The sequence below is a fragment of the Paenibacillus diazotrophicus genome (assembly GCF_042610465.1).
On the sequence record NZ_JBGJZN010000002.1, the window covers coordinates 542640 to 560560 of the forward strand.

General features: G+C 50.1%; 7 protein-coding genes. All 7 read left to right on the forward strand.

Annotated elements, in window-relative coordinates; translation table 11 throughout:
- Nucleotides 1–4: 4 nt before the first annotated feature.
- Genes fabD (ACAN54_RS13815) through ACAN54_RS13845 form a run of 7 tightly spaced genes read left to right on the forward strand, consistent with a single transcriptional unit; the run spans nucleotide 5 to nucleotide 17887 of the window.
- Nucleotides 5–1267 carry an ACP S-malonyltransferase gene (fabD, locus tag ACAN54_RS13815; RefSeq protein WP_379155605.1) on the forward strand — a complete coding sequence of 421 codons (1263 nt, stop codon included), beginning with the start codon at nucleotides 5–7 and terminating at the stop codon, nucleotides 1265–1267.
- A gap of 26 nt (nucleotides 1268–1293) precedes the next feature.
- Nucleotides 1294–4473, forward strand: coding sequence for a non-ribosomal peptide synthetase (locus tag ACAN54_RS13820; RefSeq protein ID WP_379155608.1), 3180 nt, complete (start codon nucleotides 1294–1296; stop codon nucleotides 4471–4473).
- Nucleotides 4466–5740 carry an ACP S-malonyltransferase gene (gene fabD / locus ACAN54_RS13825; protein WP_379155611.1) on the forward strand — a complete coding sequence of 425 codons (1275 nt, stop codon included), beginning with the start codon at nucleotides 4466–4468 and terminating at the stop codon, nucleotides 5738–5740. The genes ACAN54_RS13820 and fabD (ACAN54_RS13825) overlap by 8 nt, the downstream gene beginning before the upstream one ends.
- Nucleotides 5741–5760: 20 nt before the next feature.
- Complete coding sequence (locus ACAN54_RS13830; RefSeq protein WP_379155614.1) at nucleotides 5761–10485, forward strand: SDR family NAD(P)-dependent oxidoreductase; 4725 nt, start codon at nucleotides 5761–5763, stop codon at nucleotides 10483–10485.
- A complete protein-coding gene (locus tag ACAN54_RS13835) occupies nucleotides 10482–15284 on the forward strand; it encodes a type I polyketide synthase (protein WP_379155617.1) in 4803 nt (1600 codons plus the stop codon). The genes ACAN54_RS13830 and ACAN54_RS13835 overlap by 4 nt, the downstream gene beginning before the upstream one ends.
- Entirely contained in the window at nucleotides 15284–16129 is an 846-nt protein-coding gene (locus ACAN54_RS13840) for an MBL fold metallo-hydrolase (RefSeq protein WP_379155620.1), read from the forward strand. Before ACAN54_RS13835 ends, ACAN54_RS13840 begins: the two co-directional genes overlap by 1 nt.
- Complete coding sequence (locus ACAN54_RS13845; RefSeq protein WP_379155623.1) at nucleotides 16130–17887, forward strand: MFS transporter; 1758 nt, start codon at nucleotides 16130–16132, stop codon at nucleotides 17885–17887.
- Nucleotides 17888–17921 lie beyond the last annotated feature (34 nt).

The following is a 17921-nucleotide window of genomic DNA, read 5'->3' on the forward strand; positions in this document are numbered from 1 at the left end:
TTATATGGAAAAAATCGCATTATTATTTCCTGGACAAGGCTCGCAATATATCGGGATGGGCAAGAGTCTACACGAGGAATATGCCATTGCTAGGCAAACCTTTGAAGAGGCTAATGATGTACTTGGGTTCGATCTGTCAGCTCTGTGCTTTGATGGCAGCTATAGTGACCTGGGTAAGTCCAGGATTGTTCAGCCGGCAATGCTGACGGCCAGCATTAGTGCTTACCGGGTCTATATGCAGGAGGTTGGCATAGAACCGGAATTCTCCGCCGGACACAGTCTGGGTGAGTATACCGCGCTTACGGCTGGCGGAGCTATAAGCTTTGCAGATGCGCTTAGACTGGTCAGACAACGCGGCGAACTGACTCAATTGTTGATCGACCGTGGAGAAGGGGCTATGAGCATCATTGACAGCATCTCTATGGAAGAGCTGGAGCAAGTGTGTCTGGAAATTTCCCCTTACGGAGATGAGCTATCCATCAGTTGCCGGAACGCTCCAAAGCAAGCGGCTATCTCGGGCCAAGCCGCTGCAGTGGCGGCTGCGGAGGAACGAATCGGCCAAAGCGGAGGGGTAGCAACACCATTATTCATGAGTGCTCCCTTTCACAGCCCTATGATGGCGGAAGTCGCCATGAAATTGAAAGAAACGCTGCAGTCCATTCCATATTATCCGCTACGCTGGCCGGTCATTTCTAATGTTACGGGACGGCCTTACCCAAGTCATAGTTCCATTGCGGAAATGCTAGCACTGCAATTGATTCAGCCGGTGCAGTGGCAAGCGACGATGCAATACTTGAAGCGGTTTGGGGTGACTACGACGATTGAGCTAGGACCGAAGAATGTACTCAGTGCATTGGTTGAAGAGAATGTCAGCGGCACCCGGGCCTACAGCTTCGATCAGCGTATGGATCGCCAGCAGCTCATCGGGAGCTTGAATGCGATGGAGGAGCTCAAAAAGCATAATCCAACCTTTCTGGGTCGTTGCCTGGCTATTGCTGCAGCAACTCCCAATGCTAATGATAATCAGGAGGCTTACCGGCAAGGGGTTCTGGAATCTTACCAGCGGTTGGAACAAATGCAGGAGCAGACGGAGCGCTCGGGGGTTCCTCTGAGCTATGAACAGATGCGGACGGCTCTGGATCTGCTGTTGACTATCCTTAGAACCAAACGCATCTCCGAAGAGGAGCAACAGGAATGGGTCCATCTTCTTCGTGAAGAGACTCAAACCTACTATACGCTGGCGGATTACTCTGTCGCACTGGCTTGAGAGTATAAGGGATTGGGGGACAGAGAATGCAGGTCTTGAATCAGGTTGCGCTTAATTTGATACGGACGGGCAACGAATGGGAGGAAGAACGGAACTATTGGCTGAGCAAGCTGGGTGGCCTTGCTGAGATCTGCGGATTTGAACCAATGCAGCCGCAAGATACGGTGAATGGTGTACTAGAGGGATTCTTCGAATCGCGCTTTGACTCACCTGTCTCGGAGAAGCTTCTGAAGACTGGTGGTGGCTCGCCATTTTCCGTGTATTTGCTGTTAACGGCAGCACTTGGCTATTTGTTGTACAAATATACTGGTGAACAGGATGTTGTTCTTGGTATGCCGCCCTTTGCGGGAGAAGCTGACGATGCCGATTTGAAAGGGCTGTTCATGCTGCGGAGCTATATGGAAGATTCAGACTCATTCAGGAATTGGCTGTCCGCCGTTCAGAAAACCGTGAATGAAGCGAAAAAATATAAAAATCTTCCCTTTTCCGCCATACGGGAATTATTAGCCGATGACACAGCTGCAGAGCCCCTGCCTCTCCGCCTGCGTACAGCCGCCGGCATGGAAGGGCTGCACGATGACTGTTACGGCGGTGAGGAGACGGGGGTAGATATTCAGTTCACCTTCTACATTTCCGGAGAGACTGTTGGGATAAGAACCGCCTATCACACCACCCTCTATAGTGAGAGCAGGGTACGGGACATTGTGGCTCATCTTATGCATTTGACGGCTCAATGCATCTATAATCCTTCCCTGGCCCTATCGGAGTGTGATCTTTTTACTCCGGAACAGCGGGAGCGGATGGAGCTCGGCAACCGCACCAGCCGTCCCTATGACCGGAAGCTGAATGTTGTGGAATTAATTGAAGCTGAGAGTATAAGGCATCCTGATCAAGAAGCAGTGACCGACGGTACACTAAGATACACCTATAAGCAGTTGAATGAAAGAGCAAATGCCATAGCGGAACACTTAATACACAGGGGGGCTGCACCTGGACAACGGGTTGGCATGCTGATCCCCCGCAGTGCAGACACTCTCGCGGTGCAGCTGGGAATTTTGAAAACCGGTGCTGCCTATTTGCCCATTGATCCCTCCACTCCGGCGGAAAAAATGAATTACATGCTGGAAGACAGCGGAGTACAGCTGCTGATTGCAGACACAAGCTGCCTTCCAGAACAGTTCATTGAAACCGAGATCCAGCTGATTGTCCTCTCGGAGCTTTTATTAAAGGGCACACAGCCTGAGAATCCGCAGATTCGCTTCACGGAACGTGATATGGCTTACATGATCTATACTTCTGGTTCTACCGGCAAACCCAAAGGAGTCATGATTGAGCATCTTTCCCTGCATAACTTCATTCTCGGCATTACGGACCGGATCAGTTTTGATCCCGGGGATTCCATAGTGTCCGTGACCAGCATCTCATTCGATATTTTCGTGCTCGAATCGCTGCTGCCGCTATCTCAGGGACTTCGGATCATTATAGCAGATGAGGTTAGCCAGATTGATCCTGTGAAGCTGGATGATCTGATTATCCGGGAAAAAGGGAAATGGCTGCAGACAACGCCTTCACGGCTGCAGATGTTACTGGGAAGCGTGCATAAACCATCATTTCTGGCTTCCTTAAAAGGTCTTCTAATTGGCGGGGAACTGCTGCCGGCAACCTTGATCCAGGAACTGCGGATGTTAACCAGGGCAAGAATTTACAATATGTATGGCCCTACAGAAACGACGGTATGGTCATCGGTGCAGGAAGTGACATCTCCTGGTGCAGCGGGGCTTGGAACGCCTATTGCCAATACTGTGTTTTATGTTTTGGATTCACAGGGTGGACTGGTGCCGATGGGCGCGGCCGGTGAGTTATATATTGGTGGAGACGGGCTTGCGCGGGGATACTGGAACCGGCCTGAACTGACGGAAGAACGCTTCGTGTCACTGCCCGTTCATCCCGGGGGACTCCTCTACAAGACCGGAGATTTGGTGAGATGGGATGGCGGACATTTGCAATTTCTCGGCCGGACCGATTTCCAGGTGAAAATTAGAGGTTACCGTATTGAACCCGGTGAAATTGAACACCGGATGCTTACTCTACCCGGGATTTACCACTGTGTAGTTGTAGCCAAGGGAACTGCCGAAGAGCATGCGCAGTACCTGGTTGCCTATTATACTTCCGATCAGGTATGGTCGGTAGATTCGCTAAGAGCGGAATTGTCCAGGTATTTGCCTGAATATATGATCCCCTCTTATTTTGTGCAATTGCAGGAACTTCCGCTAACAACGAGTGGGAAGATAGACAGGAATGCCCTGCCTGCACCGGATACACAAAGGCCGCTTCTTGCAGAGGCTTTCGCAGAATCGGGTACTCCTACGCAATCCTTGCTGATTCAGGAGTGGAGAGAGCTGCTGAACAAGGATATTATCGGGATTCATGACAACTTTTTTGATTTGGGCGGCAATTCCATGCTGGCCGTCATGCTGCACTCCAGGCTTGAAGCCCACTATCCCGGCAAGCTGAACGTGGCTGATATTTTCGTCTCCCCGACAGTCGCCGGACTGGCCGAATGGATCGATAAGGCAACCGGGGAACGCAGAGAACTGCAACTGGCTCTGCTAGACTTTCCGGATAATTTGTCAGTCACGGATTACGACAGCAGCGGTGAAGGCTGGAGCTTCGAGATAGGGGGAACCGATTTCGAGAGCTTGAGCCGGTTTGCAGCGCAGCAGCGCAGTACCATCAGTGATCTCGGACTTAGTGCATATCTCTATGTGTTATCAAGTCTTTCAGCACAATCTGAAGTTACTATCCAGCTTTTGCCGGAAGAAGGGAGCGGGGTTATTCCTTTCACGGTTGAACTGGAGGGGTTATCGGGGTTCCATGAATTGATTGAACGTGTGGCGATTCAGCGGCAGGAAGGTTCCCGTGGCGAAAGTTATCCAATCGCATGGCTCACGGACATGATCATAACCAAAGCCACGAATCAGATCATCCCCGCATATTCGCTCCGGGAGTGGGCTTACGGAGATTATGGGCATGTGATGGATTTTGTGGTAACCGCACATATAGCGCCAGCGGGTGACAGGATAAGCTTTCATGCCGACTATCAGGCCGACCGTCTGGCCAGAGATACGGCAGAGAAGTGGACAAGTCTGTTTATGAAGACATTGGAATGGATTATTCAAACTGAAGGAGGCGGGTTTAATGCATAAACTGGCTTTATTGTTTCCAGGACAAGGCTCGCAAAAGACGGGCATGGGCAAGAAATGGACAGACGAGTTCAAGGTGGCGCGGCATACCTTTGAAGAAGCGAACGACGCTCTCGGCTTCAATCTGCAGGAACTGATTCTTACAGGAAGCGAAATGGAATTAAGAAAAACTGAGAATGCCCAGCCGGCGATACTGGCAACCAGTATCGCTGCTTACCGTGTGTATATGCAGGAAACAGGAGTAGAGCCTGTAATGGTTGCCGGACACAGTCTGGGAGAATTCAGCGCTCTTTGCGCTGCAGGCTGTCTGGAATTTGCGGATGCGGTACGGATTGTGCGCACACGGGGGATGCTTATGGGGAGCATCCTGTCGGAACCAGCCGGAACGATGTCGGCAGTAGGCCAGCTGTCCAAACAAGAGATCCGCGAGGTTCTTGCCCGGGTCTCACGCGAGAATCACCGGGTTGTCATCTCCAATTACAATGCCCCCAATCAAATTGTGATCTCCGGTCACCAGCCAGCGGTTGAAGAGGCAAGCTCGATGCTGGAGAAGATGGGTGCCCGTGTCACTCCTCTGAAAGTAAGTGCTCCTTTTCACAGCCCATTGATGGAACCGGCAGCCATTCAATTAGAGGAAGAGCTTAAGAAATACAGCTTCAAGGTGCTACGTTACCCGGTGCTGTCCAATGTTACAGCGCGGCCTTATGCCGGACCGGAGCAGATCATACAGCTGCTGGTCGAACAGATGACAGCACCGGTGCGTTGGTCAGAGTCAGTTACCTATATGCGGAAACAGGGGATAACGTTAGCCCTGGAGATGGGGCCTGAGACGGTTCTGCGTACACTCATTCGCAAGAATACGCCATTAATCGACAGCTATGCTTTTGACAGAGAGGCGGAGCGGGAGCGGGCACATTCTCTTCTTGTTGATCCTGTAAGCGTTAAGGGAAAGGCTGTGACAATAGTGACCCGTTGTTTGGCGGTTGCGGTATGTACGAAGAATAGCAATCCTGATCTGGAAGAGTACCGTACGGGATTTCAGGAGCCCTACCGGGAGATCGCCAAAATGCAGGAAAGTCTGGAGGAGCAGGGAACCGAGCCAACACTTGATCAAATGAGACGCTCGCTGGATATGCTGCGGTTAGCTTTTCGTACGAAAAGAACGCCACTTGAAGAGCAAATCGAACGTTTTGAACAAATTTTCAGGGAAACAGGAAGGCAGGATTTGTCTTCTGACTATTTGCATGAATGGCAATTGAGCGCCAACTAAGCCGAAGAGGGGACAAAAGGATGAACTGGCCGGATTTGAAAAGTTGTGCTCCCGAAACGGGTTCGGATATGCAGAAGAGTGTCATGAACGTCTCCAAGAAGGATATTGCTATTATCGGAATGGCCGGCCGTTTTGCCGGTGCGGGCAATCTGACTGAATTCTGGGAAGCCCTGCGCAGCGGCCGTGATATGACTGGCGACTTCCCCGAAGAGCGCCGTAAAGACGCGGAGCCTTACATACGTTATATGGGCTCCTTGGGAATCAGTGATGCAGCACTGGAATATACACGCGGCGGATTCATGCCGGAAGTGGACCAATTTGATGCCTCACTGTTTCGGCTTTCTCCCAAAGAAGCAAGCCTGATGGACCCAAACCAGAGGCTTTTTCTGGAAGCCGCATGGCAGACGATTGAAGATGCCGGATATGGCGGGGGCAGATTGCACGGAAGCCGGACAGGCGTATTTTTGGGCTACAGCACCGATTTCTATGACGAATACAAACGTCATATTCTTCATAATGAGCCGGAGCACTTCGGCATGGCAACATCCGGAAATATCAAATCCATTACAGCAAGCAGGATCGCGTACCTGCTTGATCTGAAGGGCCCAAGCATGCTTATTGACACGGCCTGCTCTTCGTCACTTGTCGCCGTGCATCAAGCCTGCCAGGCCATCCGTCATGGAGAATGCGATCAGGCCTTGGCCGGTGGCGTAAAGGTGCTCTTGACACCAGTGCAGGGGGAGAAGGAATGGGCCATCGGCATTCAATCCTCAGACGGGCAAGCCCGTACCTTTGACGACAGCTCTGACGGGACAGGTATCGGTGAGGGAGTTGCCGCCGTAATGCTCAAGTCTTTGCGAAAGGCCATAGAAGACGGGGATGATATTTATGCTGTCATCAAAGGGAGTGCAGTGAACCAGGACGGAACAGGGGCTGGACTTACCGCTCCGAACCCAGGCTCCCAGGAAGAAGTGATTCAACGCGCTTGGAGAGAGGCGGGAATTGATCCGAACAGCGTGACTTATATAGAAGCTCATGGAACCGGAACCCGGTTAGGTGATCCAATCGAAATTTCCGGTATTGACCGGGCTTTCCGGCCTTATGCGTCAGGCAAGCAGTTCTGTGCCGTTGGTTCAGTCAAAACGAATATAGGGCATCTGGACAGCTCCGCAGGAATCGCAGGGCTGGTGAAGTGTGTGATGGCCCTGCGCCATGGGGAAATCCCCTCAAGCCTTCACTTTAACCGGCCTAACCGGCAAATTTCCTTTGAGAATTCAGCGGTATTTGTCAATGACAGCCTCATGAAGTGGGATAAGCGGGAGCAGCCCCGCCGCTGCGGTATCAACTCCTTTGGCTTAAGCGGTACTAATTGTCATTTGGTTTTGGAAGAAAGCCCTTTGAAAGGCGGTGCCTCCGCACTTCCGGCCTCAGCCGGTTATGCTGCAGGGCCGGGGGTATCGCCCTATATCCTGACATTATCCGCCCAGTATTCGGCCGGGCTGGCTAAATTGGCAGAGGAATATGCAGAGCTGCTGGCGGAACGGGATTACCCGTTGGATTCCTTGTGTTATACGGCTAATACAGGACGCGGGCACTACGAGCACCGCGCCGCTATTCTTTTTGAGGACAAGAAGGAGTTGTGTGCACGTCTGAATGAATTGGCCATGGGGGATGCCGGTGTCCGCAGCAGTGCAGGCAAGCTGTTATGCGGCTTTCATAAAGAAGCTTCCAGGAACAAAGAGCATCGTCTGGCAGGAGAGCTGAGCGAAGCAGAACAGCAAAGGTTGAACTCTCTCGGTGAAGCTGCTCTAGGTGCGGTTCAGAGCGGAGAGGATCTTCACCTGCTATGTGAACTCTATGTTCAGGGGGCGGATATCAGTTGGGAGCGGTTGTACAAGGAAGGGATTCGCAGATTGTCAGGCCTTCCTTCGTACCCGTTCAACCGCAAACGCTGCTGGATTCAGCGCCGTGCATGGTTCGAACGCTCAGCTTCTCCCGTGAAAGAACATGAGCATCCACTTGTCGGACGCCAACTTGCTGCCTCTAAGGACTTTATTATCTATTCCGCCGATTACAGTCCTGAGCACTTGTGGGCGCTGGAAGAACACAAGGTTTTTGGACAATACGTGCTGCCGGGTACGGCCTATCTTGAAATTGCACGGGAAATTGGAATCCGCCAATACCCTGATAGATATTTGGAGATCAGGGAGATGACCTTTCTAACACCTTTGTCGATGGCACAGGAGGAGACGCGTGAGGTACATTTTGTAATCGAAAAGCAAGGAGAGGAATTAGCCCGCTTCTATGCCACAAGCCAAAATCCCGGCGACGGGAATTGGATCGTACACGCTGAAGCCCTCTTGGCTCCTAATGGCGGAAGCAAACCTCCTCGTTTTGATCTCAACAAATATATGGAAGAATCAGCTGAAATTCATCTGGATTCCGAGCCGAGAACACAAGGGGTCATCGTTACGGGTCCCCGCTGGGATACTGTGAAGAAGGCATTTGCAGGGGATGATGGAAGCACGCTCCTATATTTGGAGCTGCCAGATTCCTTTATTAGTGATCTGGAGACATATGCGCTGCACCCGTCGATGATGGACTGTGCGATCAATGCCTCGAATTTGATTGCAGGCAGTGATACATTCCTGCCGTTTTTTTATACATCGTTGCGGATATACGGGCGTGCCGCTTCCCGGATTTACAGTTATGCTTCCGTGAAGCAGCAGCAGGGCCAGGCTGAGACAGCAAAGTGGAATATTGTCCTCATGGATGAAGAGGGACAGGTCTTTGCTGAAATTGAGGATTATGTGATTAAGAAGGTCAGTGAGGTCTCTGCACCGGCAAACCGGAATCCTATATACCATGAGGTGGTGTGGAGCCGTTCTGACCTCATGGATGCATTGCCTTCTATACCGCTGACTAATGGTCCGGTATTGATTTTCCGGGGATCCTCGCCCCTGAATCACGAAGTAATTGCAGAGCTGAAGCGTACCGGTAGAACATGCACCGAGGTGATACACGGGTTGGAGTATCGCAAGCATCATGAAGGATTGTATGAAGTAAGCCCGGACCAGGAGGCATATAACCGGCTAATCCGGGATTTATCTGGCAAAGGAATAACAGATGTCCTGCACATGCTGACTATAGGCGAGGCAACTGAACCGAAGGATATTACAGAATTTCAGGGGCAGGAGAGCACCGGATTGTTCAGCTTGTTCTACCTGATCAGGGCCCTCCTCAAGAACGGCTGGACGGAACCGGTCCGGTTGAATCTGGTTAGTGACTACGCCCGTACGGTAACGGCCGACTCCTTGACCGTTAATCCTCTTCATGGCGCTTTGTGCGGTCTGCTCAAAGGAATTGAGCTGGAGCATCCCCAGATCAAATGCCGCAGTCTGGATATTGATGATGTGATGCAGGCCGGCCTTTTGGTGCAGGAGATTCTCAGTCCCTTAGAGTACTCCTATGAAGCTGCTTATCGGAATCACATCCGTTACCTGCCTCAATTGATAGAGGGAGATGTGGCGTCAAAAGAAAAACAACCACTGGTGATAAAGGATAGCGGAGCGTATGTGATCACTGGCGGCACGGGTAGTCTGGGAATGGAAGCCGCCCGGTTTTTAGCCGCCCGTTCCGGGGCGCACCTGATCCTAATCAGCCGCAATCCGCGGCCAGAGAATAAGAACAGCGAAATGGTTGGCCTGAGGGAAGAACAAGCCCATTATTACTATGCCGATGTATCGTCAGGGAATGAACTGGAGCAAGTGCTGAAGGAGGTTCGAAGCAAATACGGGCCGATTCATGGTGTCATACATTGTGCGGGTATGGCTGGAAACGGATTTCTGTCTCAGCGTCAGGAGGAAGACTTTGCGGCTACCCTTCAACCCAAAACCAGGGGAACATGGAATTTGGATCGTTTGACGCGTCAGGACGATCTTGATTTCTTTATTACTTATTCGAGTATCACCTCGTTGACCGGGGCACCGGGTCAAAGTGATTATACTGCAGCGAACGCTTATCTGGATGCTTTTTCCCAGTCTCGTAACCTTAAGGGGCTAAGGACTGTAAGCATTAACTGGACAGCCTGGAAGGAAATCGGCATGGCAGCGGATTTCGGCCGAAGTGAGGCCAGAGGACTATTCCTGCCGATTACGACCCGCCAAGCGATGGAGGCTCTGGACGAAATACTCCATGCCAGGGTGGAGAACATCGTTGTTGGTGAACTGGATCTGGAAACGCTCGGGCAATTAGAGGTCACTCTGCCTATGCTGCACAATAGGGTGAATTCGATGCGAAATCCACGCCGGGCCACGAAAAGAAAGAGCCAGCCCATGCCGCTGGACCGTCCAGTCGTGCTTACAGGAAAAATGGAGGCGGAATGGACAGCTATTGATCAAAAGCTGGGGAACGCTTGGGGCAAGGTTCTTGGACTGGAGCAGATAGACGTTTTTGAACATTTCAATCACTTGGGCGGAGACTCCATTCTTGCTACGCATTTGTTGCGTGAACTGGATTTGGTTTTCCCGGGCATGCTGGATATTTCCGATGTATTTACCTACTCTACCATTCATGAAATGTCCAGGTTCATTGACGGCAAAACAGGAAATCAGCGCCTCGTCAGTGATTCGGCAGTTTCCGGTACGGAGGAACAATTCATGGATGATGTGCTGGAACGTCTGGCGAAAGGCGAGATTTCGGCTGAAATGGCCGGTAGCTTATTCGGAGAAGGAGAGAAACGATGAAAAAGGTACAGAATTATATATTCGAGCAAGTGGCCGCCCGGCAGCTTTCACCAGCGGAGGCCAAGCAACTGCTTAATGACCTGCAGGGTTCGTCCGGGTCCGCCGAAGAAGACATCGCAGTCATTGGAATGTCAGGAAAATTTCCTGGCGCAGAGAATTTGGATGAGTATTGGGAAAATCTGGAGAATGAGCGGAATTGTATCGGGAGGTTCCCTCAATCCCGCATCAAATGGGAATCTTTGCTGCTCAACCCAACTGTTCAGGAGATTTTGGCGGGTGGTTCTATGGAAACCGACAAGGACGGTGGAATCGTAGCGGGCATTGGCGGCTTTCTGAGCGAGATAGATGCCTTTGACGCCCCCTTTTTCAAGTTATCTCCGCGAGAGGCCAAATTTATGGACCCCTCACAGCGACTATTTTTGCAGACTTGTCATGAAGCCTTCGAGGATGCCGGATATGGCGGGGAAAAAATGATGGGAACCCGTACCGGAGTATTTGTGGGAAAGGATCATGCCAACCTGCCGATATACAGGCTGCTAACAGAACCTGATCCGATGCATCTGACAGGCTCCTGGCCTGGGATTTTATCCCGCCGGATTTCCTATCTCTATAATTTTCGGGGACCGAGCATAGTTGTGGACACCGCTTGCTCTGCCGGTCTCGTGTCCATCCACCTGGCATGTGATTCCTTGCGTAAGGGGGAATGCGACTTTGCTGTCGCTGGTGGAGTTCAAGTTCAATGCATGTCCATTGAAGGAGAAAGCGGACCAATGGATCTGAATATGGTCGAATCAGATGACCATATGGTACGTACTTTTGATCGCAATGCTACTGGAACAGTATGGGGAGAAGCTGTAGCCGCAGTCCTGCTTAAGCCGCTGTCCCAGGCGCTGGCAGACGGAGATAATATCCATGCAGTCATTAAAGGCAGTGCCATCAATAACGATGGGGCCTCTAATGGAATTACAGCACCTAACGCTTCAGCTCAGGAAGATGTAATCTGCCGGGCGTGGGAAGCCGCTGGAATATCGCCTGAGACGATTCAATATATTGAAGCACACGGTACCGGTACGGCTCTTGGGGACCCGATCGAGATTAAAGGGATCACCAATGCGTTTAGACGTTACACGGATGCCGCACAGTTCTGCGGAATTGGAGCCGTGAAGACGAGCATCGGTCACACCGTAGCTGCTTCCGGGGTAGCCGCGTTAATCAAAGTGATTTTAAGCATGAAGCACAAGATTATGCCGGCCAGCATTCATTTTATGGAGCCTAACCCCTATATTAACTTCCCGGATTCCCCGCTGTATGTGAATGACATCCAAAGAAAGTGGGAGAAGGGTCAGGCTCCGCGGAGAGCGGGCATCAGCTCCTTCGGCTTCAGCGGAACCAATGCGCATTTGATTATTGAAGAAGCGCCTCCGAGAGCTTCGGACCGTGAGCTGGCGGATACCGTGTACTTCCTTCCGATCTCAGCGATTCACGAGGGGACCCTTCAAAATCTGGTAGAAAGCTACCGTAATTACGTAGAACAATCGACAGAACTCCCTTTGGCGGATTTTTGTTATACAGCAGCCGTGGGCAGAGGTCATTACTCCCACCGGTTGGCCCTCGTCTTCCGCAGCCGCGAAGAGCTGCTTCATCAACTGGAGAGTATCACCAGAGCCGCATCCCTCTCGCAGCTTTCCGCTCAGCAGGTCTGGTATGGTGGGAATGCGGCAGTTGCCGGAACCCGGGGCGTAGAGAAGGAGGGTGCGCTCAGCCATGCGGAGCGTTATCGTGTGAGCAATGAAGCAGATCAGCTCTTGGCCTCAGGGGATGAAGATGGAACTAGTTTGAACAAAATGTGCCTTCTCGGTTCAATGTATGTTCAAGGAGCAGAACTGAGATGGGCGGAAATGTACAAAGACCAGAATAGACAGATGCTGCCGCTTCCCGTATATGTTTTTGATAAATTGCATTGCTGGGCTGGCTCCAAAGTATTGTCCGCCGCACCAACTGCCACATCCAAAGACATCCCGCATCCGCTACTGGACCGGGTGGTGACCGATTCCTACGACCGGTTGATCTTTGAAACCCGATTATCGGTAGAATCCCACTGGATTCTTAAGGATCATACATTTATGGATGCCCATATTGTTCCGGGTGTGACCTACGTGGAGTGGGGACGGGAAGCATGCTCCAGATACTTTAACAGCAACGATTTGCATTTTAAGGACATTGTTTTCTTGACGCCGCTGATCCTCCAGCCCGATGAATCAAGATTAGTTCAGACTGTGCTGAAGAAAGAACGGGATCATGTGGGATTTATGGTCACCAGTCAGCCGGAATCCGGAAAATCATGGGTAGTTCATGCAGAAGGCAGGGCCTATCTTATAGAGCAGCCAACCGAAAAATTCAAAAACCTAAGCGACCTTCAGGAATTATGCCCGATATTTCCTCCTATGGAGCCGTTCAATTCAGTGTCCGGGAAATTTCACTTAAGTGAGCGCTGGGATAATCTGCTGAAAGCACGGACAGACGAAAGTGAAGACACAGCATTGCTGCTGCTATCGATTCCCCAGAATTATGAGGGGGAAATGGATAACTTCTTTTTCTACCCGTCGCTTCTGGATAATGCCGTCAACCCGATGATTAAAAAGCTGGCAGACGTGTATTTGCCTTTTACCTTCAAAAGCTTCACCGTTCGGGGGCGCATGCCACAGAAATTCTATAGCTTTTTCCAAAAGAAAACCAACCACCGTAAATCCAATGAAACGCTTGAATATGACGTGGTTCTTATGGATTTGGAAGGCCGCGTATTTGCTGAAATTGAAGACTATTCTATTAAACGCATCAGTATGATGGAACAGGTGAAGTTCAAGCAAATGAGCAATCAGAAGGTGAAGCCTTATGTCTTGAACTGGGTCGAAGAGCCGCAGGCACATACCACGCCTAACCGCCATCAGCATGTGCTGGTATTCAGCGATAACAAGCAATACAGTGATTCATTGGTTCAACGTATGGAAGAGGAAGGCCGTGTGGTTATTGTCGTTGGGCGGGGTCCCCAATATAACAAAAAGGATAGCCATCATTTTACCATAACTGATAAATATGAAGATATTTTACGGCTGATCGAAGAGATTCAAACTGAGGAATTCACCCAAATTATTAATTTCTTTACAATTGAGGAGAAAAGAGAGATAAATACACTATACACTGTGGTGGATAATCCTTACAATGAGATGATCGCCGTGTTCCAGCTAGTGAAGGCTCTTCTGCTCAACAAGGTTTCTCGCCCCCTTGATATTGTGCTCATTGGGAGGAATGTACATGAAGTGAATGCCCGCGAAATGGAATTGCATCCACTGCTTGCAGCGGCTTTCGGTCTGGGAAAGGTGTTGAAAGACGAATATGAGCATATGCAGACACGTTCTTTGGACCTGGATAGCGAGCTGCCGATAGAGCAGTTGATGCTTGAGCTTGATCATTCCGGTAGTGCCTACTCCACTGCCTATAGACAAGGTATACGGTACGTTCAGGAATTTGGAATGCTTAATCTGGAACAGCTTGAACAGCAGTCCCTTGAGATCCGGAGGGATGGCCTATACCTGATAACAGGAGGGACTGGCGGACTGGGATTGGAGATGGCGAAGTATCTCGCCCACAAAAACAAGGTGCGGCTGGCCCTGTTTAACAGAACCGCTCTTCCTGAACGTAGTTATTGGGAGACGGTGCTTGCAGCGGGAGAAGATCCTGTGTTGTGCCGGAAAATTTCTGCTCTGCTTGAAGTGGAGCGCCTCGGCTCAACAGTAGAGTGTATTTCTGTAGACGTTGCCGATGGTCTGGCTTTGCAAGCTGCTGTATCGGGACTCCGAAGCAAATACGGAGAAGTAAGAGGGGTTATCCATGCCGCCGGCGTTGCAGGGGATGGATTCTTGATCCATAAGGAAGTTAAAGACCTTGTACCGGTTATGTCTCCAAAAGTGACGGGAACCTTGAATCTTCATAGCGTGACTGCGCAAGACGGGATGGACTTCTTCATTCAATTTTCTTCGATTGCCTCGCTAATGGGTGGCCCGGGTCAGGGAGACTATACAGCAGCCAACTTTTTTCTTGACGCATTCAGCGACTATGCCAATAAGCTTGGCAGACGGACGATTTCAATTAACTGGCCTTCATGGAAAGAGACGGGGATGGCTGTCGACTATGGAGCGGTTCATGATGAATCCATGTTTCAGCCTATTTCAACCGCCCATGCTCTGGATATCATGGATATGGCTCTTCTTTATGGAATGGGGCATATCATCCCGGCAGAGGTCAACACTCCACTGATTCTGGAACATATGGATCATCTGCCGATTCGGTTATCCCAGGAGATTCGGACGGAAATGGAGAAGAATGCGGTTCTTCTCAAAGGCAAGAAAAAGGCTTCCTCGACCCAGAAGGTATGGGAGCAGATTACGGTTAAAGGTAAAGGCGAACTTACCGATGTTGAAAAAAAATTAACCCTCATCTGGGCAGAGGTACTTGACTTGGATGTGTTGGATGTTGGGGAGCAATTTAATAATTTGGGTGGAGACTCGATACTGTCCATACAGTTACATAAACAGATTAACACCGCATTCCCGGGTGTAATGGATGTGTCTGACGTCTTTTCGTATCCGACAATTGCTGATCAAGCCCGCTATATAGCTTCCAAGCTGGAGCCACAAGCATCTGCAGATCAATTATTTACCTTGCTGGATGCTGTAGAAGCGGGAGAAATTTCCGTTAAGGAAGGGCTGGGAACATTGAATGTTCTCAAGAGTGAAGTGTAATGTCTTCAACTGCCGATATGACTCAGTATATATTGCAGCAAGTTCAGCAAAAGCTTGTTGCTAAAGAGGATGTCTATCCTTTACTGAAGGAAATCCTTGCAGGAATCAGTCCTTCCGCATTAAGCGCTTTGCTCTTAGAGCACGAGTCGGATCAGCCGGATTTGTATTCGATAGCTAGCTATTGGAAGGCGATGGGAGAGAGTGCAGATGATTCTGCACTCTCTCTCAAGCTGCAAGCGGATGAGGCAGGCATTTATTTTCAAAGGATTGGCCGGGGTATCTTTGATTCCAACTGCTATATTCTAGGCCATCAGGGTGAAGGCGTCATTATTGATCCCGGTTCAAGCTTTGATAAGATCTATTCTGCTGTGCAAAAGTCACAGCTTAATATCCGGCATATTCTGATCACGCATGGCCATGTGGATCATATATTTGCTATGGAACGATTGCGTCAATCAACCGGTGCGGCGATAGTCATGCACAAGCTGGATGAACCTTTGCTTGATTCTCCACTGCTTAACGGATCGCAAATGGCGGGTTCTCCGCAGCATTTTTCTGTTCCGGACCGGTATGTAGATGAGAATGATGAATTAACAGTTGGAGGCATGAAACTGGCTATTATGCATACTCCAGGGCATACGGAGGGTTGCATCAGTATTTTAAGTGAACATTATTTGTTTCCAGGGGATGTAATGTTCAAGGGGCGCATGGGAAGTGTGGACTTGACAGGAGATGCGTCGGATCTGCTGAAGTCCTACCGGCGCTTGTTAGGATTGCGCCCTTCATTACTGGTTTGCCCTGGACATGGCCAAATGTTTACTCTATTGGAGGAGGGTTTATATTAAATGCTTGAGGTTGAACAGGCAGTACTAAAGAGGGAGAAGCAGAAGGGAATCAAGGTTGTTGCCCTTATGTGTCTGGGGATATTCCTGTGCATGATCGATACAACCATTATGAATATTACGCTTCCGGCGATTCAAATGGATATTCATGAGTCACTGGATAAAATGTCATGGGTGCTCAATGCATATACCATCTCTATCGCTGTTCTCTCCATACCGCTTGGGCGGGTGGCGGAAATATACGGGAAAGGCAAGTTTTATGTGCTCGGTCTGCTTATTTTCGGCGTTGGCTCGGCGCTTTGCGCGTTCGCGACCACAGGTGATGCTTTGATACTATCCAGATTCACACAAAGCATTGGTGCAGCCATTCTCTTTCCTATCAGTATGATTATTGGGGTCTCTGCGGTCCCGCTGGAGAAAAGAGGTATAGCGCTTGGAATGCTTGGCGTCACCCAAGGGTTCTCCGCAGCCATCGGTCCTACAATCGGGGGCATGATCACCCAATATCTGAACTGGACCTGGGTATTCTGGGTGAATGTGCCGTTATGTCTGCTTGGCATCATGGCCTGCTTCTTTCTGCTTCCGCTCCGTAATGAACCGCGGGTGCAGGTTAAGATTGACTGGCTGGGCGTAATCTTCTCCTCGATTTCCATCTTTTTAATGACCCTTGTCTTGGTTAAAGGCGACTCATGGGGATGGACCTCTACGTTGTCCTGGGCATGTTATGCTGTCAGTTTTATAGCATTGGCCTTGTTTCTATTCGTGGAGAGCAAGGTGCAGAATCCGATGATCCGGCTGGAACTGTTTAAGGACCGTATCTTTTCGGGAGCAGCCATTACAACGGTAATGTCCAATATTTTTCTGATTGGGGTCACGGTTCTGCTGCCGACATTCTTAACACGGATTCAGGGAAAGACTGAATTTAAAGCAGCCCTGCTGGTAACGCCGATCTCTGCGATGATTTTCATCTTTGCGCCGATGTCTTCGCTTATTATGCGCAAGATTGGAGCGCAGTTCATGATTATAGCCGGTTTTATTGTCATGGCCGGTGCTTATCTGCTGCTGAGAGATCTGAATCTGGATTCTCAATCCTCCACTATCATTGGCCTTAGCTCCATGCTAGGCGTAGGATTCGGCTTAATAGTGGGTCCTATGACGGAGATGGGGGCTTCTAATTTTGAGGGGGAATTGCTCACCGCTTCACAGAGTGTGTTGTCTGTGCTCCGGCAGTTGGGGATTGTACTGGCAATTGCTATCTTTGTGTCCGGGCTGACGCATAACTTGAAAGTTCAAGAGAACAAGGTATTAGAGGTTGCCCAATCCAGAATAGCACAGATCGATGTCGATTCGTCTGCCAAGGAACAGATTTTTGCTACATTTAAGCAGCAGATGAAACAGAGCTCACTGCAATCCTCCAAATCATCTACGGTGCAGAATCACACAGGTTACGTCTTCCCTGAAGCCCAGAGAAAAGCTTTGATCGACGATAATGTAGCTAGCGAAATGAAAAAACTTCCTGTAGCCCAGCGTGTAGCGTCCAAGGAGAAGATTACCGAGGCGGTCACTGCAAGTGTAGACCTCAAAATTAACGAGATTACGAAGGAGATTAATCAGTTCGCCAGTGACATCAAGCCCTATTCCAAAAAGACAATGGCAGAAGGCTTCGGAAATCTGTACAGCTCGGCTGTCCCCTTTGTCGCCCTTAGCAGCTTGCTGGGATTATTATTTATCGGTCTTCGCATGAAAAGAGACGCATTGTAATATGAAGTGCGCACCTAAAAAAACAAAAGGCGAC

Bases quoted from the DNA above. Each gene is read 5' to 3' on its own strand.
- fabD (WP_379155611.1), top strand. From the start codon at position 4,466: ATGCATAAACTGGCTTTATTGTTTCCAGGACAAGGCTCGCAAAAGACG.
- ACAN54_RS13845 (WP_379155623.1), top strand. From the start codon at position 16,130: ATGCTTGAGGTTGAACAGGCAGTACTAAAGAGGGAGAAGCAGAAGGGA.
- ACAN54_RS13840 (WP_379155620.1), top strand. From the start codon at position 15,284: ATGTCTTCAACTGCCGATATGACTCAGTATATATTGCAGCAAGTTCAG.
- ACAN54_RS13835 (WP_379155617.1), top strand. From the start codon at position 10,482: ATGAAAAAGGTACAGAATTATATATTCGAGCAAGTGGCCGCCCGGCAG.
- ACAN54_RS13820 (WP_379155608.1), top strand. From the start codon at position 1,294: ATGCAGGTCTTGAATCAGGTTGCGCTTAATTTGATACGGACGGGCAAC.
- ACAN54_RS13830 (WP_379155614.1), top strand. From the start codon at position 5,761: ATGAACTGGCCGGATTTGAAAAGTTGTGCTCCCGAAACGGGTTCGGAT.
- fabD (WP_379155605.1), top strand. From the start codon at position 5: ATGGAAAAAATCGCATTATTATTTCCTGGACAAGGCTCGCAATATATC.